Genomic DNA, 23161 nt, shown 5'->3' on the forward strand with positions numbered 1-23161 from the left:
CTTCGGTCTGCTCGCACCGGTGGGCCGGGCCCTCAACCACCATGGCGCCCACGACCCGTTGGGCCGCCGGCCGAGCCCGTGGCGCCACTCGTGAGCGCACCTCAGGAAGGCACCTCGATGACCCAGGTCTCCACCGCCCCTATGGCCACCGCCACCGCCGCCCCCGGCCCCACCGGCCGGCTGCGCGCCCTGCTCGCGATGTCCGGCAATCCGCTGGACTACGTCACCGGGCTGCGCGACCAGTACGGCCCCGTCGTACGCATCCCGCTCGGCTGGCGCGACTTGTACATGGTCAGCGATCCAGAGGCGGCCCACGAGATCCTGGTCACGTCGCACCGCAACTTCGCGAAGGACGTCATGAGCGCCGGACGCGGCAAGTGGGCCGCCCCGCTCGAGGTGATCCTCGGCAACGGCCTGGTCACCAGCGACGGCACGTTCCACCGCAAGCAGCGCAGGCTGATCCAGCCGATGTTCCATCACGAACGCATCGCCGGCTACGGCCGTGCCTTTGCCGAGCTCTCCGACGACATCCAGTCCGGCTGGAAGGACGGGGACCGGCTCGATCTGCAGGTCGAGATGGCCGAGCTGACCCTCGCCATCGTGGCCCGCACGCTCTTCGACGTCTCGCTCGACAGCGATGTGGCCCACACCATCCGCACCGCCATCCCGCGCCACGAGGGTCCGCTGCGCTGGGATTCCCTGCCCTTCGCCCGCCATCTGGCGAAGCTGCCGCTGCCCGGCAACAAGCGCTTCTACGAGGGCCGGGACAACCTCGATGCCATCGTCTACCGGCTCATGGCGGAGCGCAGGCAGGGCGACGGCCAGGGCGCCGACCTGCTCTCCCTGCTGCTCGCGGCGCGCGACGCCGACACCGGGGAGCCGATGGAGGACCTCCAGGTACGGGACGAGGCGATCACCCTCCTCATGGCCGGCCACGAGACCACGGCCAGCGCGCTCACCTGGGCCTACCACCTGCTCGGCAGTCACCCCGAGGCACGGCAGCGGATGCACGAGGAGATCGACGAGGTGCTCGGCGACCGGCTGCCCACGGTCGAGGACCTGCCCCGCCTCGTCTGGACCGACGCGGTCCTCTCCGAGGCGATGCGCCTCTACCCGCCGATCATGGGCGTCGCCCGCCGTTCCCTGGACGACTTCGAGGTCTGCGGCCGCCGAGTCCCCAAGGACAGCTTCGTCGCGATCGTCCCGTGGGTCGTCCACCGCGATCCCCAGTGGTGGCCGCAGCCGGAGCTCTTCGCTCCGCAGCGCTGGCTGGAGACCCCGCGGTCCGCCGGCCCGACCGACGAGCTCGCCGGTCACGCGGTACGGCCCGGACGCCCGCGCCTCGCCTATCTCCCCTTCGGCGGCGGTCCGCGGCAGTGCATAGGCAATACCTTCTCGCGGATGGAGGGCGTCATGGCGCTGGCCACCCTGGGGCGGCACTGGGAGTTCGAGCCCGTTCCCGGGTTCGCGGTCGACACGCTGGCAAGGATCACGATCCGGCCGCTGCGCGGTCTGCCGGTGTCCGCCAGGCGCCGCGGAGCGCGTGGCGTCCGTCACTGAGGTTTCCAGGGCGGGGCCGGTGGTGTGAGGGGTAGGTCGGTGGCGGTGAGGCAGCCGTCGCCCGCTTGGCCCGGGCGGCAGCAGCACTGAGGTTCGTCTGTCGCGAAGGATGATCCAGAAAATAGCCTCGCCGCCCTGCTGGCGGTCACCTGACTGCTTGCGCTGTGAAACGATTCTCCTTCCGTGTGATGTGCTTCACATGCAACATGGTGGGCTGTGCGGACACTACTCAGCGTGGACCACCAACTGTTCGCGAAGATCTACGAAGCTCACGCCCGGGCGGTGTACGCGCACGCCGTCCGCATGACCGGAGACTTTGCGGGCGCTGAGGACATCGTCTCCCTTACCTTTCTCGAGGCGTGGCGGCTCCGCGACACGCTTGAAGGTGTCATCAGCCAGCGGGCATGGCTCTTTGGTGTCGCGACCAATGTCATGCGCAACAGCCGCAGGGCGGCGCGCCGTCACAGCCGCGCGATAGCGCGTCTTCCGCCGCCCGGCATCGTTCCGGACCTGGCGGACGCTGTTGTTTCCCGCATCGCTGACACCGCCCAGGCAGCAGCCGCCCTTGCTGCGCTGAAGAGGCTCCGCAGTGTGGACCGGGAAGTTCTCCTTCTGTGCGTGTGGTCCGGCCTCAGTCAGGAAGAGGTGGCACAGGTGTGCAGCGTGCCTGTGGGGACCGTGCGTTCCAGACTCTCCCGCGCCCGGGGCCGCCTGCGCAAGCTCGCAGCCGCTCACCTGCCGGAGCCTGCGGCCCCAAGACGTACCCCCGCGACCCGAACAGCACGGGAAGGAGACCTGTGAACGCCGCCGATGACGCACGATGCGGCCCGGTCGAGCCCATGGACTCGATCCGGCGTATGCCCGGCATTTCAGATACTGATCTGCCGTTCCATGGACATGACCGGATTAAAGAGCACCTGATGCGCGAAACGGTAAATAACCTGCAAGGTGCTCCAGCACGGTCCCGCCGTCCGATGGCTCTGTTTCTCGCTGTCGGTGCTGCGACGTGCGCCGTGGCCTTGGCCACTACCCTCGGCGCGAGTGGCTCAGGCGGGGGTCCTGTAGGCGCTCGGACCGAACCTGCGGCCGTTCAGTTGCTGGATCGCGTGGCGCTGGCGGCGCAGGCAGCCCCCGCTCCGACCGTCCGTGACGGGCAGTTTCTGTACACCAAGACGGCCGGACACTCCACGTCCTTGTCCGAGACCGCGAATGGGGGAATGGAGGCTGCCCGAACAGATGAATCAGCGGAGCGGTGGGTATCGATCGACGGATCAGGCGGTACGGTCACGCGCGCCGTCCGGGGAACCACGACGGATCCGGCAGGAGGCAAGGGCAACGGCAGCATCAACGGTCCGACCTACCGCTTCCTCGAGTCCCTCCCGACGGATCCCGACCGGTTGTTGGAGAAGATCTACGCCGATGCTCGCCTCAACCACGGCGAGGGTTCCGGATCCACCACAGGACCCGATCAGCAAGCCTTCGTCGCGATCGGCGACCTGTTGCGGACGGTGGAGCCCCCGCCTGGGGTAAGTGCTGCTCTCTACCGTGCAGCCGCCCGAATTCCGGGCGTTGTCCTGGTCCCCGAGGTGACAGACGCTGTAGGTCGGGCAGGTGTTGCGGTTGCCCGGATCCATCATGGCGAGCGGACCGAATGGATCTTCGACACGAACAGCATGCGTCTGCTGGGTGAGCGCACCGTGCTGCTCAAGGACAGCGCGTGGGGGAAGGCCGGCACGCCAGTCACGTCAACGGCCATCGTCGCCCGCGGGGTTGTGGACGAGGCGGGCCAGGTCCCAGGAAGCTAGTGCCGCGTCAGGCAATGTTTGCCCGTCGAGGGCGTCGCGACGGGGCGAACGTTGCCTGACGCGGCACTGGCGCCCAGATTCAAACCTGCGCGCCGCCGAGGTCAACGACCGCGTCACCGCGAGACCCCGCCGTAAGCCGGCCGACATGCTCGCCGAGGAACAGGCTCAGCGGTGGTCGACGAGGGTGCGGCCCCACCTGGTGCTGCAGCCGTGCACGCGCTCTCCTGCCCTGGGCTCCCGGAAGCCGATGCGCATCCCACGGTCGGCATGCGTGCGGTCGCACAGCAGGAGTGGGTCCGCCCTACTCCTCCCCGTCCCCCTCGGCCTCGCGGGCGCCCTCCGCCTGGGAGGGCGTGCCGCGCTGGGTCTGCGCGTGGCGCTGCTTCCTCTGCGCCTCGTCCATGTCCTCGTCGAGCCGCTCGCCCTCGGCCTGTGAGGGGGTGGAGTACTCGTCGTGCTGGCTCATGGCCGACTCCTCGTTTTCGAAGACTCGATCTACTGCAAAAATATGGATATCTGCATACGAGCAGCGTAACGCTTCGACCTCCACGGGGCCCGGCCGCCGCCGCGGGCCTCGCGTCCGTCCGCCGCGCGAGCGACGACGTGCCGCCGGTGCGTGGGCCGGGGCGAGGCCGCGCCGGTGCGGTGACGCCCACCGGGGGAGGTCGCCATACTCAAACAGGACACAGTTCCGCACGAGCTTGACCGCCCTCCTGGTGACGCGGTGCCCGCGTCTCAGGAATCGTTTTCGTCATGAGCTGCCCTCCTCATGGGCCTCCAGCACGACCGGCCGCAGAAGTGGCAGGCGATGTCGTGGCGGAAGACGCGCCGGGGGGCGCCCGGTATGGGACATTCCGGTTTCTGTGGGCCGTAACGTCGTTCACATCAGGTTAAGTTGACCTCCCGCCCGGAGCGAGAGCGGAGAACCGAGAGACAGAAACAGGCATGTACGCGCAGAACGAACACGGTCAGGGGCAGTCGACGGCCGACGGGGGCGGGGAGCCGACGCGGGGCGCGGCCGGACAGGAGGACGCCGCGGAGGCGGCGCGGTGGTTCGAGGCCCTTGCCTCGTACGCTCCGGCGCCCGCTTTCATCCGTGACGGACAGGGCCGGTACCTGTGGGTGAACGCGGCCTACGCCCACCTCTACCGCATGGAGTCGCACGCCGTGGTCGGCCGGACGGTCGAGGAGATCGACGCACCCGACGCCGCCGCCATGTTCAGGGCGTTGGACCGCGAGGTACTGTCCTCCCGCCGGCCCGTCCGGCACACCCTCGTCTTCCGGCACCCCGACGGGACGCCCCGGCAGGTGACCGGGCACCGGTTCGTCCTGGACCTCGGCCGGGGCCCCCGCGTCGGCGGCATCTACACCGACGTCACCGACCAGACCCGGGCCCTGGAGGACAAGGCGGCCACCGCCGAGGAACTCCACGCCCTGTGGGAGCGTTCGGGACTGGCGATCGTGACCCTGGACCTGCAGGGCCGCGTACAGCGGGTCAGTGGGGGAGTCGCGGAACTGCTCGGGGGTGACCGTGCCTCCCTGGAGGGCAGCCGTGCCATCGGGCACCTGCGCGGGGACCCCCGCGCGGTGCGACGCGCGTGGGCGGACCTGGTCGCCGGCAAGATGCCCCGGCACACGTGCTCCGTGGTCTGCGGTACAGCCTCCGGCCAGAGCATGGCGCTGCGCGCGGACCTCGCGGTGGTCAGGCGCCATGGCGCTCCGGACCGGATCTCGGCCGTACTGACCTCGCGGAGCGCCGAGTTCGGAACCATCGTCCAGGTCAGCCCGGTGCAGCTGCGGGTCCTCTCCCTCATGGCGGGCGGCCGGTCCAACGGAGCCGTCGCCACCGACCTGGGACTGTCGCGCCAGGCCCTGGACTACCACCTGCGCCGACTGCGCCTCGCGCTCGACGCGGACTCACGCCCGGCCCTGGTGGCACGCGCGTACACCCTCGGCATCCTCGACGCCAGGGCCTGGCCGCCGCGCGCGGCCGTCCCCCCGTATCAGGGCTGACCGGTGGCCGCCCGTACCCCGTCCCGACGCAACCGCCCGAGGACGACGCCCACGACGAGCAGCAGCAGACAGGTGCCCACCGCCGCGTGCACGAGGAGCGCGTCGAGGCGGTCGGCCGCCAGATAGGCGCCGACGGCCAGCGCGACCAGCGCGCACACGCCGCGGTCGATGATGGACTCCACCGACAGCAGGGTCGCCCGGTACGGCGTCGGCGGGATGGCCGCGTTGATCAGGTTGCGTTGCACCGGGTACGCCAGGCCCGCCGCGGCGGCGAACACGCACAGCCACACGACCGTGCCGAGGCCCCCCGACAGTGTGGTGGCCGCGAGCGTGAGGGCCATGACCACACTGAGAACGGTCACCGTGGTGGTGTCGGCCAGTCTGCTGCGCAACCAGCCGGTTCTGGCCGATCCGACGGCCTCGGCGACCGTCATCGCCGACAGCACCGCACCGTGGTCGGCGACGGGCAGGTGTTTCTCGAGGAGCAGCGGTTGGAAGAGGTTGACCTGGCAGATACGGGCGAGCGTGAACACGGCCACGCCCTGCACCATCAGCGGCCCGAGGGACCGTGACGTTGCGAGCACCTTCACGGCTTGGCGGGCCGAGCCGAGGAGCCCGAGGCGCTCCGCGGGCGGGTGCGCGTCCTCGCGGGGCGACGCCGCGATCGCCGGGAGGGCCGCGGCGCAGGCCAGCGAACCGAGCGTGGACAGCGCGGTCAGCAGGTAAGGGGCCTCGTGCCGTACGTGCATCAGGACGCCGACCAGGGGCCAGCAGGCGATCTTCGCCCAGAGGCCGAGCGCTCGGGCGGTGCCCTCCGCCTGTACGTAGTGCGCGTCCGCGCCGTGCTCGTGCAGGTACTCGTACAGGTAGGCGCTGGAGGCCCCGGACACCAGCGAGCGGGCGGCGGCGATCGCCAGGAAGTGAGCCATGAAACCCGCGAAGGACGGCGAGGCGACCGGAATGAGGTTCGCCGCCGTCATCGCGGCCGCCCCGAGCTGCATGCAGCGGCGCTGTCCGATGCGGTCGGCGATGAAGCCGGTGGGTATCTCCAGCAGGCAGAAGGCCACGTAGTAGACGCTCTGGATGCCGAAGATCTGGCTGTCCGACAGGCCTGCCTGCTTCTGGTACTCGTAGAAGACCGGCATCCACCACAGCAGGTTGAACAACAGCTGGAACCCATTGTTCAGCCGGATCACGCGGAGCACCGCGGCGGGCGGACGGACGCGGCGTTTCACGCGCGCACGCAGGAGGGAGAGGGGCATGGGTGACCTTCGGGAGGGGCGCTGGGTGGGGACGGACAGACGGACAGACGGACAGGCGGCTAGGCGGACGGACGGGCAGGTCAGGCGCTGTACGGCCGGAGCTGGAGGATGTGGAGCGCGCCTCCCGGCCCGAGCAGCCATTCGACGTCGAGCGGCCCGGCGAATGTGTAGTCCGTGGCGAAGTGGGACTGCAGCAGGCGTCCCGCCAGCGCCAGCCGGCCCAGGTGGTCGCGCGTCTCCTGCGCCAGGTCCTCGCCGGCCGCTCCGAGCGAGATCGTGCGGCCGCCGCCCTCGACCGTGTTGTACAGGTACTGCAGGGGAAGCGTCCGGCCGTCGACGACATCGGCCGTGGACCCGTGCGCGCAGTTGAGGTACACGTTGCGGAAGTCGGCCCGGTTGGTCGGATTGCAGGTGACCATGACGCCGCCGAGCGGGGACGGCTCGTAGCGCTGGACGATCACGCCCATGTAGGTGTCGTCCAGGGAGATGCCGGCCTGATGGCGCAGCCGCACGCTGCGCGGGGAGAGCAGCGAGGCCCACACCTGGCGGATGGCGTCCAGCAGCCCCGGCAGGTCGGTGACCTTGGTGTGGGACTCGTAGATCCCGGCGGCGGAGAAGCCCGGAAGGTCCTCGGCATTGGAGGAGGACCGCACGGCGAAGCGGCTCGTGCCGGCCAGGTGCTCGACCAGCTGTGTGTCCAGGGCGCGCACCAGGTCCTCGGGCACCGGAAGGGTGCGTACCAGGTGCTGCAACTGGACGCAGACCGTGTCCACGGCGTCCATGGCGTTGAGCTCCAGGGCCATCTTCAGCTTCCCGATGCTCTGTTGCACGGCGGGCGAGGAGTCCAGGAAGCGCTGCTGGACGGAGAAGGGGACGGCGATGCCCGCCGGTGCCCGGACGTGTCGGGTGAGGAACTCGCCCGCGTACTGGGCGAGATGGCCGTCCTCGGGCATCCGCAGCCGGGTGGCCAGGTGACCGAGCAGGTCGGCCCGGGGCGGGCGGGGCACGGAGTAGTAGCCGGTCAGCCGGGACGAGCCGTGGCGCAGTACGTGGTGCAGTTCCCCGAGGTTGGCCGCCTTGGTGCCGTAGCGGTTGCGGTCGCGGGCGCGTAGCGCGGACAGCGGCACGAGCGGTACGTCCGTCACGTGCGGCGCGTCGAGACGGACCCGCTGCGTGTGCCACGTCGGTTCTGCGAGGTCCGACGGCTCCTCGGCGCGCTCGATGGTGAACCCGTCGGCGGTGACCTCGTAATGGACCCAGGCGCCGTCCAGTTTCTCGTCCGCGATGGTGTCGAGGACTCCGCGGACGATGGCGTTGGGGATGCCCCAGCCGGCCGCCAGCATGTTGGTGTGCGACAGCGGGGTGGTGGGCTGGGCGTTGATGAGACCGGAGAGCCGCGGGATGTCGTCGGGGACCACCGGCATGGTGACGATGTCGTACCAGGTAAGGTCCGCGCGGGCGGCCAGGTACTCCTCGCCCGAGGCGAAGGCGCGGAGCCGGCCGGTGGCCGAGGCGAGGGTCAGCGGTACGAAGGGCGCGGACGCCAGGAGCGCGTGACCCCGTGCGCGGGGCACCACGGTCTCCGGCACCGCCGCGAGGGCGTTCTCCTGGCCGTGGTTGGCCGGCTTCACCAGGAGCTCCAGCGCGGGGTCGAGGTGGGCCCGTACGAAGGCGTGGAACTCGATCAGCAGGTCCGCGCCCATGGTGTCGGCCTCGGTGGTCTCGAGCACCATGAACGGCTCGTTGCGCTCCGGACCGCCCCGGGAGTGCAGCGACAGGACGCCGAGCAGGAAGCGCCGCGCGGGGTCCTGGTAGACGTCGTGGTTGAAGCGGTCGAGTCCGGCGTCGAGCTCGTCGAGGGTCAGCCCCTGGATCTCGGTGGCTATGTAGTTGACGTGGAAGGTGTGCACCGCGCTGTCGAGGACGTGCCACAAGCCCTGGTCCCGGTCAACGACGACCTTCACGTACGGGTGGCCGCCCAGCACGCCGGCCAGCTGCTCGAACAGGGGGAGCGTGAGCAGGGTGTCCACGGCGGCGCCCCGGGGGGACGGCGCGGGGGTGATGGTGGCGGGGTTCGTCATGCGGTGCTCCCGGGCGTCGAGCGGTCGGCGGGCAGGGGGGAGGCGGTGGTGGGGGCGGCGGTCGCGGCGGTGAGGGCGTTCGGCAGGGCCGCGATGATGCGGCCGCAGTCGGCCAGCAGCTCCGGCCCGGTCGCGGCGCTGAGGAAGCACAGCGCTGCCATGGAATTGGCCCCACCCGCCTCCTCGTAGGGCGGGACCGGGCTGCCGGGCGGGAGGCTGTGCTCGCGCACCAGCTCCACGCGGGTTCCCGGCGCGACCAGGGCGGGCCAGTCGACCGCCCCGAAGTCCCAGGCCGGGAGCTCGGTCCAGGGCTGGCCCTCGGGGTCGACGGCGAGCACGACGAGGGATCCGGCGGCGCCCTGGCCCTCGGTCAGCATCCGCTCCGGGTAGGCGACCTCCCGGCCGAGCAGCTGGCACACCAGCATGCCGATCATGTCGAGCCCGAAGACGGTCTCCACCTGCCGCGTGGTCATCACCCCACCGAAGCGGGCCGCGGTCTCGATCAGCCACATGGCCCCGTCCGCGCCGAGTTTGATCTCGGTGTGGGTGGCGCAGGTGTCGAGCCCGAGCGCGTCGACGGCGGCGCGCGACACCTCCTCGATCCGGCGCTGCAACGCGATCGGGAGGGCGGCCGGAGCCAGGCTCGCCCGCTCGGTGAAGGGCGCGATGGTCGGCATCCGCCCGGTGATGCAGAGCGGGTGGTAGCGGCCGTCGGCGACGATCCCCTCCACGCTGACGTAGTCGCCCCAGCCGGCCCCGTCGAACCAGCCGGAGGCCTCTCCGGTCACGATCTCCTCCAGCAGGAAATCGCTGACACCCTCGTCCGCGGCGTGCAGTTCCGCGTAACCCTGCGCGGAGGACGCCTCCATGACGGTGCGTCCGGTCTTCCAGCCCTCCTCGGCCTGCTGCTCGTTCCACACGGTGAGATGGGCCGTGGAACCCGCGCTCCACGCGGCCTTCAGGAGGAGCGGCGGCCGCAGGGTCTCGAAGGCGGTCGCGATGTCCTGCGGAGCGTGGATCTCCGCGAACCCCGGTACGGGCACCCCGGCGTCACGCCAGATCCTGCGCATCAGGCGCTTGTCCCGCGCCCCCGCGACCCGCTCGCCGGCGCCGCGCAGCCCGAGCCGCAGGCTCGCGTGGGCGACGGCCACCACCGCGTACTCCGACAGGGTCAGCACCGCCGCCGCGCCGACGCGGCGGGCGTGGGAACAGATCAGATCGACCAGTTCCACCCCCTCGCCCGGCAGGGCCGTGGTGACCGACGCGCACCCGGGCAGCCACACCGGCTCGGTGGAGCGAGGCAGTGACGCGAGCGCCAGGACGTGCACCTCGGCATGGGCCGCGATTCTCGGGACCGCGTACTCCAGCGGAGGGCCGCCCTTGGCATAGACGAAGAGGATCGGGGTCATGGTGCTCCTGAGGTTGAGGGGAGACGCCGTGTGGCGCGGCGTCGTCGGCGGACGATCCGTACGCGGTGTCACCACGTACCGACCACGGGTAACTAGAGCACGGCGGTAGACGCTGGACGCACAGGTGTGCACCTACTCGGTTAGGCGTTCGCCAAACAACCGCGATCGCCAACTGGAGCCTGGGGGAGGGGATTTCAGCCACCCGCTCGGAGCCCTCGGGGGTCATCCCGTCCGCGGGTCCGGCCCGGGAGGTCGTCGCCGTCCGGCCGGGGACCGGAGCGGCCGCGGCGGCGGCGGGAGGGCCGGGGTCCTGGGGTTCAGGCCGATGGCCGATCGCCTTCTGGATCTGCCGCGCGCCTCCCGATCTGGCCGAACTGGCCTCCTTCCCCGTTGCCGCCGAGGTGTCCCGCGGGTGCCATGTCGGGGCGCTGCTCCTGGCCGCAGGTGCGCGCGGGGGCCGGCCCCCGGCGACGACACCGGTGGCACCCATTTCCCGTCCGGGGAACGGCAGCGCTCCACGCCTCCTCCGAGGGGGACGCCGTGCTGATCGCCGACGGTGTGGGGGAGGCACTGCGGATGCGTCCGCCTGTGACGAGGCCCACGAGGGTTCACGCCCGGCCTCGACGCACGGCGAGCCGGGTCGCTCAGTGGGCCGGGTCTCCCGGGGCGGCCGCTGGCGGAACTCCTCGCCAGGGCGGAATCGTCCGCCGCGCGTACGGGCCCCGATGACGTTCTGCTCGACGCCCGTGAATTGCACGCGTCCAGGCCGGGCGACTCCTACCGGCTGCCCCTGCGCGGCATCGTCCTCGCCCCGGGCCGGCCATTGCCGGAGCGGCTGCGCTCCGGTGCGGCCGCCGCGCGGAGCGAAGGTGGATCGCTCGCGTCGACTGCTCCGCCCGTCGTACCGGGGCCGCCGCTGCCGGTCGACGTGCCGCTACGGATGGCGTTGTGGCGCCGCACCCACGAGGGCAGCCCCGTCGGACGCGACCAGCTCATGCACCATTCCGATGCCGGGTCGCGCGACACCGGCGTGCGCTTCACCGAGCACCAGCCGATCGAGGGCATCCGCCCCTCGATCGGCAGCGTCGGGGACGCGTATGACAACGCGCTGATGGAGACGATCGACGGCCTGGGCCATCACCGAGACCAGCACCGCTTGGCGGGGGGCGACACCACGCTGGTGGCCGCGGGTCGGCACCTTGGTGGTGACCGTGCTCGTCAGCTGGTGCTACAGCAACGACAACGGCCTGACGGGTGGTACCAAGATGACGAAGCAACGGGTGGCACCCCTCATGGGCAAGGCCTGACGGCAGCCGCCTCCTTCCGTGGTGCCGCTCCCGCGCAGGCGAGAGCGGCACCCACCGGGGCTCGTCAGACCGACGCCAGGCGCCCGGGGCCCGGTCCGATTGCCTCAGCCGATACCCTCGCGCCGCGTCGGTCTCCCCGGGAAGGTAGCGATCCGCAGCCGGATATGCCGTGCACGGCGATCCATTGCGGCCACTGCGTCGACCCCCGCCCGACCACGCCAACGTCAACGCCAGATCAGGTTTCCCCACAATCGGCAGCGGATCGCCGGGCACGCCGAGAGGTTCCAGAGGCGCTGACCAGCCTCAGTGGAACGCGGCGATATTGCGGGCGGCCCAGTCGGCGAAGGGGCGCGGGGCGCGGCCCAAGATCCGCCGCACGTCCGGGCTGACGCGCAGCTCGGCCGGGTTCGGGGAGCCGAGGATGTCCAGGGTGTCTGCGGCGAGTTCCACCGGCATGTTCTGGGACATGGCTGCCTTGGCCTCGTCGCGGGTCAGGTCGTGGAACCGCACTGGCGAGGCCAGCGCGGCGGCGATGGCTTCCGTCTGCTGGCGCGGCGTGATCCTCTCAGGTCCGGTCAGTTCGTACACGGCGCCGGTGTGCTGGTGATCCAGCAGGCAGGCCGCCGCGACCTCGGCGATGTCTGCCGGGTCGATGACCGGTACCCCGACGTCGCCGAAGGGCGCGGCGACGACCCGCTGCGCGCGGACGGACTCGGCCCACCACAGCGCGTTGGAGGCGAAGCCGCCCGGCCGCAGGATGGTCCAGTCCAAGCCGGACGCGCGCAGTACGTCCTCCACCGCGCGCATCGCGATCCGCGTCGGGCCGTAGGGCCTGGTGGCTACGCCCTGCGAGGTGAGCAGGACGACTTGGCGAACCCCACTGTCCGCGGCTTGGGCGATGATGTCGGCCGGGCTGGCTCCGGCGGCGTGCATGTCGCCGGCCAGCAGCAGAAACAGCGCCTTCGCCCCGGCCAGTACGGGTTCAAGGCCGGCGGGCTCGGCCAGGTCGGCCGCCACGTGGCGGACACCGTCCGGCACGGCCGCCGCGTGCCGCGACACTGCCGTCACCTGCTGTCCCGCCTCGGCCAGCGCCCGCGTCAGCGGCCGGCCCACATTCCCGGTAGCCCCGGTCACCACGATCATGATTGGCTCCTCGCTCGATCTCTTCTGTGACCTGGAGGCTAGAAGGTGGGCTAACTTCTCGTAAGGACATACCTGCGGGTAAGCTCATCACATGACGGAAGGCGCACAGCTCACAGAGGGCGAGGTGGGAAAGCCGTATGACGTGTTTCACACCGACTGCCCCGCACGCGATGTGGTCGACCATGTGACCAGCAGGTGGGGCGTCTGGGTCTTGATCTCCTTGCGAAATAACAACCTCCGGTTCTTCGAGCTGCGCGAGAGCATCCAGGGCATCAGCGAGAAGATGCTCGCCCAGACCCTGCGTGCGCTGGTTCAGGACGGCTTGGTCTGGCGGGAGGTCAAACCAACGACGCCGCCCCAGGTCACTTACGGGCTGACCGAGTTCGGTCAGGACGTCGGCGGCCCGCTGACAGAGCTGTTCGACCGGATCACACAGCGGCTGTCGCCGCGCAGCGTGGAATAGGGCGGTCGCCGCCGACGCACATCCGCGACGCGATGAAGCGCGCGGCCGACGCCCCGCGCTCGCCGCGAGGGGTGCCGACGAGGGTGGTGTGCGTCAGGTGGGCGGGCTGGCGGCTGGGGAGGGTGGCGAGCACGGCGTTGTCGCTCACGACCCACCGGCGGCTGCCTCAACCCGGACTGGCTTCAATGCTGACCGGCTGCCAACTGCTGCGGCCGCCCGTAGCTCTGCCCGGATCATGGCGGGCCAGGCTCTGCGGAAGCGGGCCATGACGGTCTCAAAGGCCGGCGCGTCGTCGCCGCGGGCGGCCGTTCCCGGATCCTGGTCCTCACCACCTTCGACCTGGACGAGTACGCGCACGCGGCCCCGCGCGCCGGAGCCAGCGGGTTTCTGCTCAAGGACGCCGAACCCGAGGAACTGCTCGCCGGGATCCGCGCCGTGGCCTCGGGTGACGCCGTCATCGCCCCGGGCCTGACCCGCCAGGCTTCTCGATGCCTACGCCGACCGGCTCCCCCGGCGACCGGCCGACCCTCGTCCGGCGGCCCACCCCAGCATCCAGGCCTTGACCGAGCGGGAACACCAGGTCCTGGTGGCCATCGGGCAGGGCTGGAACAACAGTGAGATTGCCGAACGCCTGGTTCTGTCCGAAAGCACCGTGAAGACCCACGTGGGCCGCATCCTGGCAAAGATCGGTGCTCGCGGCCGGATCCAGGCCGTCATCCTCGCGTACGACATCGGCCTGGCCCGCCCGCACCAGCGGTGGCGTAGCGGCACATGAGGAGGACGACGGCAACACGATCGTGAGACGGGCCGCGGCTACGCGTGAGAACCGGGTCTCAGACAGTCGGCGGCCGCGCCGGACAGGAAGACAGCGCAGCGGTGGCGAAACCGGGTGGCGCCAGGTTGTCGTACTGGTACCGCACATGTCGCCTGGAGAACCGACGGAGTGCCACGACCGCACCGCCGGATCGTCTACATCATGTAGACGATCACCCTTCGGGAGGTCTATGGTTAGCGCAGCCTTACCTCATATCGGAGGTAGGTCTCCCTGTTGCCCTCTCCTGCGGAGTTTCCATGTCCGGCTCTCAGATCGCGCTCCTCGGCGCCATCGCGGGTTTCACGATCTTCCTCGGGCTGCCGATCGGTCGCCTCCGCAACGCGACCCCGCGGCTGAAGGGCGGCATGAACGCCGTCGCGATCGGCATTCTGGTCTTCCTCGTGTGGGACATACTCAGCCACGCCTGGGAGCCCGTGGACGAAGCGTTGAAGGGCGCGCACTGGGGCACCTCGCTCACCGACGGGCTGGTGCTGTCCGCGGGCCTCGCGGTGGGACTCGGCGGGCTTGTGCAGTACGACCGCTGGATCGCCGCCCGGCGCGCCGGTTCGGCCCGTCCGGTCGGCCCGGGAGCGGCGGCCGCCGCCGAACTCGCACCGGCCGTGAGGTCGTACGCGGGCGAACTCGCCCTGATGATCGCCACGGGCATCGGCCTGCACAACTTCGCCGAGGGCCTCGCCATCGGCAGTTCCGCTGCCCAGGGTGAGATCTCCCTGGCAGTCTTGCTCGTGATCGGCTTCGGCCTGCACAACGCCACCGAGGGCTTCGGCATCGTCGCCCCGCTCGCCGCCGAGGGCGAACGTCCCTCCTGGGGCACGCTCCTGCTACTGGGCGCGATCGGTGGCGGACCGACGTTCCTCGGGACCCTGCTCGGACAGCACCTCGTCAACGACACGCTGTCCATCGCCTTCCTCGGCCTGGCCGCGGGGTCGATCCTCTACGTCGTCATCGAGCTGCTGGCCGTGGCCCGGCGCAGCGCCGCGACGAAGGAGTTGACCACCTGGTGCATCCTGCTCGGCCTGCTGCTGGGCTTCACGACCGACGCGGTCGTCACCGCCGCCGGAGTCTGACCCGTCGAACCCGAGCCCCGGTCCGTCAGTTCTCCGCCTGGTGGCAATCGGCCGCGTCACCGCCAACGACCACGAACTCTGGGTCAACCGCTCCACCGACAGCGGCCAGGATTTCACTGGCACAGCTTGTACTCCACGGTGCCAGTGTCTCCTGCGGTGGGGCCTACGGCCTGGTGGCGGGGCTCGCACCACACGTGCTGCGTGCTCGGCGTACGTCGGCTCAGGAGCCGCGACGACTGATCACGGCCCGGAGTCGTCACAGCGATGACGGCTGCCCGTGGGCGTCGATGGTTACTTGAGGATGTTGACGGCGCGCGCCACGACGAGCAGGACCGTCAGCAAAGAGACCGCCGACTGGAGCATCATCAGCATTTTCGCCCACCGCGTCACCGGCATCACATCGGTCGGGCTGAACGCGGTGGCGTTGGTGAAGGAGAGGTAGAAGTAGTCGGGGAAGGCCGGTTCCCAGTGCGGCGGAGCCAGTTCGGGGCTCTGCATCTGCGGGAACAGGAAGTCCGGGTATCTGTGCGTGGCGTGCGCCCGGGCGACCGGACCGCCCCTGTCCCACTCCCAGTACCAGAGGGCGAAGGCGATCACATTGGTCAGCCAGATACCGCCGCCGGTCACGAGCAGTGACGTCGCGTCGCTGCCCTCCGTCCCCGTCACCAGACCGACCACCAGCCTGACCGCAGACCAACCGTTGGCCGCGCTGATGAGGGCTGTCAGGACGAGTTCGGCGAGCCGGTAGATCTGCGAGGACCGCTCGATACGGCGCGGGTTGCCCGCGATCAGCGCCAACACCAGGGCGATCTCAAGTCCGGGCAGCAGCCACTCGGGCTTGACGGACAGCCGCTCCGGGAGCGTCCACTGCAGCGCGACGGCGGTGAGCACGGCAGCGGTCGAGGCCCACCGGTTCTCGCCCTGCGTCACCCGCTGCCAGGCGGGCAGCCGATGGTGCGCAGTGGCTTCAGGTAGTTCGGGAGTACGTGGCACATGGCCATGGTGGTGCGGTGGGGGCTCCGGTGTCCATCTGTGGCGTACCCGCCCCCGGCCATGGATTGTCGTACACGGCGCTTCCCGTGCGGCGGACAGCACCTGCGGTCCCACCGCCAAGGTCACCTCCGGCGCGCCTCCCCGGCAGCGCGGCCGGGATCACGATCGCGCCGAGGCGGCGGTCGATGAGCCAGGTCGCGCCGTTGCGGCGGCGGCCAGTGCTGTGGCCCTTACTGCCCGGGCGGGCTGGCCGGGCGCGCCACCAGGCTGCCAGGGGTCCGTCGGACTGGTGGCGGTGGCGTTCGTGACGGACACGTACAGGTAGTCCTCGAGGTCGGGACCGAGAAGCGGGTCACCGGCCCACTGCTGGAGGCGAGCGGGCCCATCCGTGCGGATGCGAGCTCTTGGAGCATCCGGGTGAGGTATCGGGTGCGGGGTTGAGCCTGCGGTGGGCGGACTCTCTAGCGTGGGCTCTGCAGCAGCTCGTCCCCTCCCCTTCCTCTCTGTGGAGTACGCCGATGACCTCGAAGCCCCTGGCTGACCTCACCGGGCACTATGTGCTCGATCCCGCTCACACCAGCATCGCGTTCGTCGCCCGCCACGCGATGGTCACCAAAGTCCGCGGTACCTTCCGCGAGTTCGACGGCACCGCGGACCTGGACGGTTCCGAGCCGGGTAAGTCCTGGGCGAAGGTGACGATCCAGGCCGCCAGTATCGACACGGGCAACGAGCAGCGCGACGGCCACCTGCGCACCAATGACTTCCTCGACGCGCCGGGCTTTCCCGAGATCACCTTCACCAGCAGCGGTGTCAGCCAGCTCGACGAGACGCGCTACCGGGTCGAAGGAGACCTGTCGATCAAGGACGTCACCCGGCCGGTCGGAATCGACTTCGAGTTCATGGGCAGTGCCACCGACCCCTTCGGCAACCGGCGGGTGGGGTTCGAAGGCGCGGTGACGATCAGCCGCAAGGAGTACGGCATCACCTGGAACGCCGCGCTGGAGGGAGGCGGCGTACTCGTGGGGGACAAGGTGGTCCTGGAGTTCGACGTATCCGCGATCAAGCAGGACTGACAGCCACGGCGGCTACCTCGTCACTGTCCGAGATCTGAGGGATTGCGCCCTTCGCCGGACACGGTGATGGCGAACGCGTGCCCCACCCGTCACGGCATCCGCCCGGCCACGGGACTGCTTCCGGGCCACGATGTCCGTTTCGTCCACGCGAGACGGGATCGTGGTCACGGTGGTGCGGCGAGGGACCTGTCGAGCGGCTCGTCAACGCGTCCTGGGGTCAGCGGGCCGTCGGCCGCACCGGGGCGCCGCGAGGACGTCGGCCTCCAGCTCGCCCGCAGGGCGCTACTCCGCGACCCTGTCGCCCATGGGCGGCGTCCCTCCGCGCATGGATCGTCTACAGTGCTGTAGACCGTATATGCTCTGGTCGCCGGTCGGCCGGGCGCTCCAGGTCGGCGTATGGGCTCGCTGCCTCGTTCCCGTGATGGCCCTCTTCCTCGCACCCGCGCGACCGCGCCGCGTCCTGCAGCGCCACTGCCGCCCCGGCGGTGAAGACCGGCTGAGGCGCTGTTCAAGGAGGGAAGGGCCGTCATCATGAGCCGGCACATCCTGGTTGTCGAGGACGACCACCGTCTGCGTGACGTCCTGCTGCGCGGGCTGCGCGACGAGGGGTTCGAGAGCACTCCCGCGCCGGACGGCGCGACCGCCCTGCGGCTGGCCGACGGCAGCGTGGACGCTGTGGTCCTCGATGTCGGGCTGCCGGACGCCGACGGCCGCGACGTGTGCCAGGCCCTGCGGGCGGGCGGTTTCGACCGTCCGGTCGTCTTCCTGACCGCCCGCCACCAGCTCGGTGACCGGCTCAGCGGGTTCTCCGCGGGCGGCGACGACTACCTCGCCAAACCGTTCCACCTCGCCGAACTCGCCGCCCGCCTGAGGGCCGCGGTCAAACGCAGCCCTGCTGCCTCACCGGCCACCGCCGGAGACGTCGTACTGGACCCCCTGCGCCACACCTGCGCCGTGCGCGGCCTCCCCGTGAACCTCACGCCGACCGAATTCCGCGTCTTGGCCGTCCTTCTCACCGCCCAAGGGGGCCTGGTGCGACGACGGGAGCTGGTACGGGCCGGCTGGCCGGAGGGCGCTCAGGTCAGTGACAACACCCTCGATCAGTACCTGACCCGGCTCCGCCGCAAGCTGCGGGAGGCCGGGAGCGCACTCTCCCTCGGCACGTCCCGGGGCGTAGGTCACCGCCTGTCATGAGGCCACTGCGAGCCTGGCAGCGGCCGGCCACGCTGCGGGGACGGCTCTCCCTGCTCGCGGTCGCGACCGCCGCGTTCGTCACGGCGGTGTTCACCCTGGCCTTCAACGCGTTCGTCCACCAGCACCTCGTCCGCCAGGCGGACGAGGTGCTGCGGGCCCGCGCCACCGCCATCGCCGCGACCGTCGACACCAGCGGCCCGCTCCTGCGCGTACTGGAGACCCCGCAGGAGGACCTCCTCGACGCCAACGCCTGGATCTACCAGGGAACCCGCCTGGTGGAAAGGCCGCCGTCCGCCGCGGCCGGCAGCCCCGTCACCCGGGAGGCCACGCGCCTCACCGCCCAGGGCGGCCCCCGGTGCTCGACCGCCACGCACGGCGGAGCAGCCGTACGCCTCTGCGCCCGCCCCGTACCCCCCTCGGGGAGCGGCCGCTCGGCGACGGTGGTCACCGCACTCGACCTGATGCCCTACCAGGACTCCGGCAACACCCTGCTGGTGGCTTCTCTGGTACTGGACGCCGTCATGCTGGCCTGCACGTACGCGGTGACCCGCCTCGCTGTGGGGCGAGCCCTGCGGCCGGTCCACGCGATGACCGACGAAGCCGCCCGATGGAGCGCCACCCTCTCCGAGGAGCGCTTCGCCAGCGTCGCCCGGCCCGCCGAACTCGCCCGGCTGGGAGCCTCGCTGGACGCGTTCCTCGACCGGATCCGGGCGGTCCTGCGCCATGAACGGCAGCTCACCAGCGAGCTGTCCCACGAACTGCGCAATCCGCTGGCCACGATCATCGCCGAACTCGAGTGGTGGCAGTCCCGCCCGCGGAGCGACTCCGAAACCAGCACCGCGCAGACGGCCATCGGCGAAGCCGCCCACACCATGCGGGCCATCTGCGACACCCTCCTCGCCGAAGCCCGCGAGGATGCCCGCCAGGTACCCGGCACCGCCATCGTGCTCCCCGTCCTGCAGGCGCTCAGCGCCCGGGCCGGCCGTACCCACCCGGTCGGCATCACGGTCACCAGCGAGGACAGCCGACTGACCGCCGGAGTGTCCGCCGCCCTCCTGGAGCGCATTCTGAGCCCCCTCCTGGACAACGCGCTGCGCTACGCGGCGACGACGGTCCACGTCCGCGCCTGCCGGGAGGCGGCCCGCGTCCGCGTCGAGGTGCGCGACGACGGTCCCGGCGTCCCGCACGGCTTCCGCACCCAGCTGTTCCGGCCCGGCCACCGGGCCGATCCGGGCGATGGCCACGACGGGGCGGGCCTGGGTCTGCCGCTCGCCCGGCGCCTGGCCCGCTCCGCGGGCGGCGAAGCGGAATACGGCGAACCGGACGGCGGGGGAGCGGTGTTCGTGGTCAGACTGCCGTCCGGCTGAGTTCCTCCCTGCGGGCCACGTCCTTACGCGTGACCGTGAGGAACACGACCAGCGCGAGGATCACCAGCAGGAACAGCGCGCTGGTGAGGACAGTGCCCAGACCCAGACCGCCGTCGTCGGAGGACTGGGAGAGGTAGTCGCCCAGGGAAGCACCGAGCGGGCGGGTCAGGACGTAGGCGATCCAGAAACTCCACACCGCGTCCAGCCCGACGGAGTGCGCGAGCCACACGGCGCCGATCGCCAGCGCGAAGAGCACCGCGGACAACCAGTAGCCCAGGGAGAGCCGCTCCGCCGCGAGGTCTCCGGCCGCGGTGCCCAGGGCGAAGGTGAAAAGCACCGCCAGCCAGTAGAAGGCCTCCCGGCGCACGGTGTCGATGCTGTGGATGGACAGCGTCCGCTCGATCCGGGCCCAGGTGAGGAAGACGAGGGCGAGGGCCCCGGCGAACACCGCGGTGGTGACCTCCAGGGGCACGCCCAGATTGTCCGTCAGGTTGTCGCTGATCAGGGTGCCGACCACGCTGACCAGTACCACGACCAGCCAGTAGACGGACGGCCGGTAGGTGGCCGTACGGAACTGCGCGACCACGGCCGCCGCCAGCAGCACGCTCATGACCAGCGACGTGCCGGTCAACCCCAGGCCCAGCTGCGAGTTCAGGAAGTCCGCCGCGGTCTCCCCGACGGTCGTGCACAAGATCTTGATGACCCAGAAGTAGAGCGTGACCTCGGGCACCTTGTTCCAGCGCGGCCCACGGCCACGGACGGCGCCGGGCTGACTGTACGTCTCGGATGTCATGGCAGCAGACCGTGCCACCGGTTACCTGAACAGATCCTGAGCACGCTCCGCCGGCACACGCGCGGCCGGAGTTCCGTGCACGCTCGGGCTCCTACGGTCCCCTGCTCGCCCACAGCCCGCCGCGGAAGCCGGCCGCCCGGAACGCCGTACGCCCGCCCCGCTCGGGGGGCCGGAGTGCGGAAGCCCGGACCGTATCGTCTACAGTCCTGTAGACATCAGTACGGGCGGCCGCCTGCCCCGGGATCCCCGGCTGCCGGGGCCTTCCCGCACACCAGCAGCAGCGCACGGCGCAACAGTTGGCGCCGGGAGGGCGGACGTCGATGACAGAGGCAGTGAGCACAACCGCGGCATCAGAGGTTTCCCGCGCACCGCACCCAGAGGTCTCCCACCGTGCCCGGCCGGGAGCGGGCTGCTCCAAGGTGCCCGAGGTCACGGCTTGGTTCTGGACCGTGAAGATCCTCACGACCGGTATGGGGGAGACCGCCTCCGATTTCCTGGCGCGCACACTGGGCCCGGTCCCGGCGGGCTGCCTCGGGTTCGCGGGCCTGGCGGCCCTGCTGATACTGCAGTTCCGGTCACCGCGCTACCGGCCGTGGACGTACTGGTCGGCGATCGTCATGGTCAGCGTGTTCGGCACCATGGCGGCAGACGTCGTCCACGTCATCGTGGGCATCCCGTACACGGTGTCGGCCGTGGGGTTCGCCCTCGTCCTCGCCGTCGTCCTCGCCCTCTGGTACGCCAGTGAGCGCACCCTGTCCATCCACAGCATCCGCACCACCCGCAGCGAATCCTTCTACTGGGCCACCGTCCTGACGACCTTCGCCCTGGGCACCGCCGTCGGCGACCTCACCGCCGGAACCCTGCACTGGGGCTACCTGCCGTCCGGTCTCCTCTTCACAGCCCTGATCGCGCTGCCCGTCCTGTGCCGCCGTTTCCTCGGCCTGAACGCCGTGGCCGCCTTCTGGGCGGCGTACGTCCTCACCCGCCCCCTCGGCGCCTCGTTCGCGGACTGGATGGGCGTCCCCGCGCTGCGCGACGGCCTGGGATGGGGGACCGGGCCGGTCAGCCTCGCGCTGCTGGTGCCGATCGCCGTGCTCGTCGGCTACTTGCAGGTCAGCCGCGCCGACACGCCGGTGTCCCGGCCTCTCGCCGGACAGACTGGCTGAACTTCCCGGGCCGGCCGGGGCGATGCGCCAGTCCTGCTGCCGGGCAGGAGCAAGGTGAACCTCGTCGCCGCGGCGCCGTGCGGGCTCAGTGGAGGGTGAGCACCCTTCGTCGGACGGAGAACCCCATCGGCCACCTCGATGTGGTCCCCACGTCCGCCTGGCCCCCTCCTGGGCCGGAGCGTCATGCCCGGGTTGGCGCATCCACTCCGGCAGGAGGGGCCCGGGGTGATCAGTGACCCGAAGCACCGCCGCGCGCGGGGTGAACGGCATGGCTCTCGGTGTCACCGGGCCAGCCGTGGCCGCACAGCCGGCCGACTCCGTAGCCCTGTTGCCCGCAGGTATCGAGAATGCGGGGGAGGGCGCCCAGGGCCGCGCGCCAGGCGCCGGGGGCGGAGGTGTAGTCGGAGTCGTGGAGCAGGATGGTGCCGCCACCGTCCAAGGAGGAAACCACCGTTCGGTGGACCGACTCCGGTGTGGCCCGAGCCGTCCAGTCCTTGCCCAGCAGGTCCACAGGACCGGCGTGAGTTCCAGGCGCCGGGCCGCCATGTGTGCGGCGGTGGTCATGACACCGTACGGGGGGCGCAAGAGCGTGGGCCGGCTTCCGGTGATCGCGGCGATGGTGTCGCGGGCGCGGGCGAAGTCGTCGTAGGTGGCGCGCGGGCCGCGCAGCAGGAGGCCGGTGCTGCCAGCCGTGGACGCCTATCTCATGGCCCGCGGCGGCGATCTCGCGGACCAGGCCGGGAGCGCGGTGGGCGGCGCTGCCGAGCATGAAGAACGTGGCGCGCACCCCGCGCCGGTCGAGCGACCGCAGGAAGAAGGGTGTGGAGAGGGCGTCGGGTCCGTCGTCGAAGGTGAGCGCGACGTGGTCCGGGCGGCCCCGGCCGCAGAGGCGGGGCATGACGCGGTTGCGCAGCGGTCCGAAGGTGGAAACGACGGGAGCGCCGTGGACGGCCGCGAGGGCGGCAGCGGCCAAAGTGGTCGCCCGGAGGGCGCGGGTCGTGTTCACGAGTGATGCCCTTCCGGAGCGTGGCCCTGGCCGGGTGCGAGGCGGTCCGGGTCGAGGCCGTGGTCGAGGGCGCGCATCAGAGCGGGCCCGTCGTGCGTCGTCGCGAGCCCGGTGCCCACGGCGCAGGCCCAGACCGCGCAGGCAGCGGCTGTCGTGGCCGCGAGCCGCTGCGGGCGGCCGCGCCGCCTCGTGGCGGGTCGCGAGGCAGGGGGCCGCGGATCCGAGCGGTGGACGCGTGCGATCTCGGCCGCGGGCCCGTCGTGCGAGGACTGTGCGAACAGAGCGAGTCCCGCCGCGCGCTGCCGCAGCCCCCGCGGGCCCTCGACCAGGTCGTGCAGCACGCCCTTTGAGATCGGCCGGGTCGCGGATCCAGACGGCGAGGCCCGCCTCTTCCAGGGCGGCGGCGTTGGTCAGACCGTGGCCCGGTATGCAGCGGTAACTGGCCGTGGGCAGACCCGCCGCGAACGCCTCCAAGGAGGTGAGTCCGCCCGCGTTCTGGACCAGGACGTCTGCCGCGTGCATCAGGCCGGGCATGTCCTCGACCCAGCCGTAGGCGTGTGTGATGCCGTCCGCGCGCAGCTGTCGGGCCAGGGAGTCGTTGTGGCCGCAGGCGACGACCGGGAC

18 protein-coding genes and 3 pseudogenes are annotated in these 23161 nt (G+C 71.0%); 12 read left to right on the forward strand and 9 right to left on the reverse strand.

Annotated elements, in window-relative coordinates:
• The first annotated feature begins 90 nt into the window (after positions 1-90).
• From QMF80_RS22210 to QMF80_RS22220, 3 genes are all read left to right on the forward strand, one after another.
• A complete protein-coding gene (locus QMF80_RS22210) occupies positions 91-1560 on the forward strand; it encodes a cytochrome P450 (RefSeq protein ID WP_283455967.1) in 1470 nt (489 codons plus the stop codon).
• Between the two features lie 234 nt (positions 1561-1794).
• The gene (locus QMF80_RS22215; protein WP_283455968.1) at positions 1795-2361 is read left to right on the forward strand and encodes an RNA polymerase sigma factor; all 567 of its coding nucleotides are present in this window, start codon (positions 1795-1797) and stop codon (positions 2359-2361) included.
• On the forward strand, positions 2358-3365 hold the full coding sequence (locus QMF80_RS22220; protein ID WP_283455969.1) for a CU044_5270 family protein: 1008 nt from the start codon (positions 2358-2360) through the stop codon (positions 3363-3365). The genes QMF80_RS22215 and QMF80_RS22220 overlap by 4 nt, the downstream gene beginning before the upstream one ends.
• 301 nt (positions 3366-3666) lie before the next feature.
• Here QMF80_RS22220 and QMF80_RS22225 read toward each other — a convergent pair whose 3' ends face one another.
• Entirely contained in the window at positions 3667-3831 is a 165-nt protein-coding gene (locus tag QMF80_RS22225; RefSeq protein ID WP_283455970.1) for a hypothetical protein, read from the reverse strand.
• A gap of 479 nt (positions 3832-4310) precedes the next feature.
• Here QMF80_RS22225 and QMF80_RS22230 point away from each other — a divergent pair, with 479 nt between their 5' ends.
• Positions 4311-5378, forward strand: coding sequence for a PAS domain-containing protein (locus tag QMF80_RS22230; protein ID WP_283455971.1), 1068 nt, complete (start codon positions 4311-4313; stop codon positions 5376-5378).
• Here QMF80_RS22230 and QMF80_RS22235 read toward each other — a convergent pair.
• From QMF80_RS22235 to QMF80_RS22245, 3 genes are all read right to left on the reverse strand, one after another.
• On the reverse strand, positions 5369-6640 hold the full coding sequence (locus QMF80_RS22235; RefSeq protein WP_283455972.1) for an MFS transporter: 1272 nt from the start codon (positions 6638-6640) through the stop codon (positions 5369-5371). The two genes, QMF80_RS22230 and QMF80_RS22235, sit on opposite strands and share 10 nt — an antisense overlap.
• Positions 6641-6720: 80 nt before the next feature.
• A complete protein-coding gene (locus QMF80_RS22240; RefSeq protein ID WP_283455973.1) occupies positions 6721-8721 on the reverse strand; it encodes a PEP/pyruvate-binding domain-containing protein in 2001 nt (666 codons plus the stop codon).
• Positions 8718-10130, reverse strand: coding sequence for an ATP-grasp domain-containing protein (locus tag QMF80_RS22245; protein WP_283455974.1), 1413 nt, complete (start codon positions 10128-10130; stop codon positions 8718-8720). The genes QMF80_RS22240 and QMF80_RS22245 overlap by 4 nt, the downstream gene beginning before the upstream one ends.
• 922 nt (positions 10131-11052) lie before the next feature.
• On the opposite strand from QMF80_RS22245, the pseudogene QMF80_RS22250 reads away from it, so the two are divergent.
• A pseudogene (locus QMF80_RS22250) lies at positions 11053-11262 on the forward strand (IS3-like element ISPfr13 family transposase); the annotation flags it as partial.
• A 478-nt stretch (positions 11263-11740) separates the two neighbouring features.
• On the opposite strand, the gene QMF80_RS22255 reads toward QMF80_RS22250, so the two are convergent.
• The gene (locus QMF80_RS22255; RefSeq protein WP_283455975.1) at positions 11741-12580 is read right to left on the reverse strand and encodes an SDR family oxidoreductase; all 840 of its coding nucleotides are present in this window, start codon (positions 12578-12580) and stop codon (positions 11741-11743) included.
• Positions 12581-12671: 91 nt separating this feature from the next.
• On the opposite strand from QMF80_RS22255, the gene QMF80_RS22260 reads away from it, so the two are divergent.
• From QMF80_RS22260 to QMF80_RS22270, 3 genes and pseudogenes are all read left to right on the forward strand, one after another.
• Complete coding sequence (locus QMF80_RS22260) at positions 12672-13043, forward strand: winged helix-turn-helix transcriptional regulator (protein WP_283455976.1); 372 nt, start codon at positions 12672-12674, stop codon at positions 13041-13043.
• Between the two features lie 261 nt (positions 13044-13304).
• Positions 13305-13818, forward strand: a pseudogene (locus tag QMF80_RS22265) (LuxR C-terminal-related transcriptional regulator); the annotation flags it as partial.
• A gap of 296 nt (positions 13819-14114) precedes the next feature.
• Entirely contained in the window at positions 14115-14945 is an 831-nt protein-coding gene (locus QMF80_RS22270) for a ZIP family metal transporter (RefSeq protein ID WP_283455977.1), read from the forward strand.
• 291 nt (positions 14946-15236) lie between these two features.
• Here QMF80_RS22270 and QMF80_RS22275 read toward each other — a convergent pair whose 3' ends face one another.
• The gene (locus tag QMF80_RS22275) at positions 15237-15938 is read right to left on the reverse strand and encodes a hypothetical protein (RefSeq protein ID WP_283455978.1); all 702 of its coding nucleotides are present in this window, start codon (positions 15936-15938) and stop codon (positions 15237-15239) included.
• A 518-nt stretch (positions 15939-16456) separates the two neighbouring features.
• Between QMF80_RS22275 and QMF80_RS22280 the strand changes: the two genes are divergently transcribed.
• From QMF80_RS22280 to QMF80_RS22290, 3 genes are all read left to right on the forward strand, one after another.
• Complete coding sequence (locus tag QMF80_RS22280; RefSeq protein ID WP_283455979.1) at positions 16457-17011, forward strand: YceI family protein; 555 nt, start codon at positions 16457-16459, stop codon at positions 17009-17011.
• 531 nt (positions 17012-17542) lie between these two features.
• Entirely contained in the window at positions 17543-18205 is a 663-nt protein-coding gene (locus tag QMF80_RS22285; RefSeq protein ID WP_283455980.1) for a response regulator transcription factor, read from the forward strand.
• Positions 18202-19572, forward strand: a complete 1371-nt coding sequence (locus QMF80_RS22290) for a sensor histidine kinase (protein ID WP_283455981.1) — start codon at positions 18202-18204, stop codon at positions 19570-19572. Before QMF80_RS22285 ends, QMF80_RS22290 begins: the two co-directional genes overlap by 4 nt.
• Here QMF80_RS22290 and QMF80_RS22295 read toward each other — a convergent pair.
• Positions 19553-20365 carry a COG4705 family protein gene (locus tag QMF80_RS22295; RefSeq protein WP_283455982.1) on the reverse strand — a complete coding sequence of 271 codons (813 nt, stop codon included), beginning with the start codon at positions 20363-20365 and terminating at the stop codon, positions 19553-19555. The two genes, QMF80_RS22290 and QMF80_RS22295, sit on opposite strands and share 20 nt — an antisense overlap.
• A 449-nt stretch (positions 20366-20814) precedes the next feature.
• Here QMF80_RS22295 and QMF80_RS22300 point away from each other — a divergent pair, with 449 nt between their 5' ends.
• A complete protein-coding gene (locus QMF80_RS22300; RefSeq protein ID WP_502962895.1) occupies positions 20815-21531 on the forward strand; it encodes a COG4705 family protein in 717 nt (238 codons plus the stop codon).
• Between the two features lie 229 nt (positions 21532-21760).
• Here the strand turns inward: QMF80_RS22300 and QMF80_RS38365 are convergent.
• A pseudogene (locus QMF80_RS38365) lies at positions 21761-22537 on the reverse strand (polysaccharide deacetylase family protein).
• Positions 22534-22878: a hypothetical protein gene (locus tag QMF80_RS22310; protein WP_283455985.1), complete on the reverse strand. Its 345-nt coding sequence runs from the start codon at positions 22876-22878 to the stop codon at positions 22534-22536. Before QMF80_RS22310 ends, QMF80_RS38365 begins: the two are co-directional and overlap by 4 nt.
• Between the last annotated feature and the right edge of the window lie 283 nt (positions 22879-23161).

The organism is Streptomyces sp. G-G2, assembly GCF_030063135.1.
GTDB lineage: Bacteria > Actinomycetota > Actinomycetes > Streptomycetales > Streptomycetaceae > Streptomyces.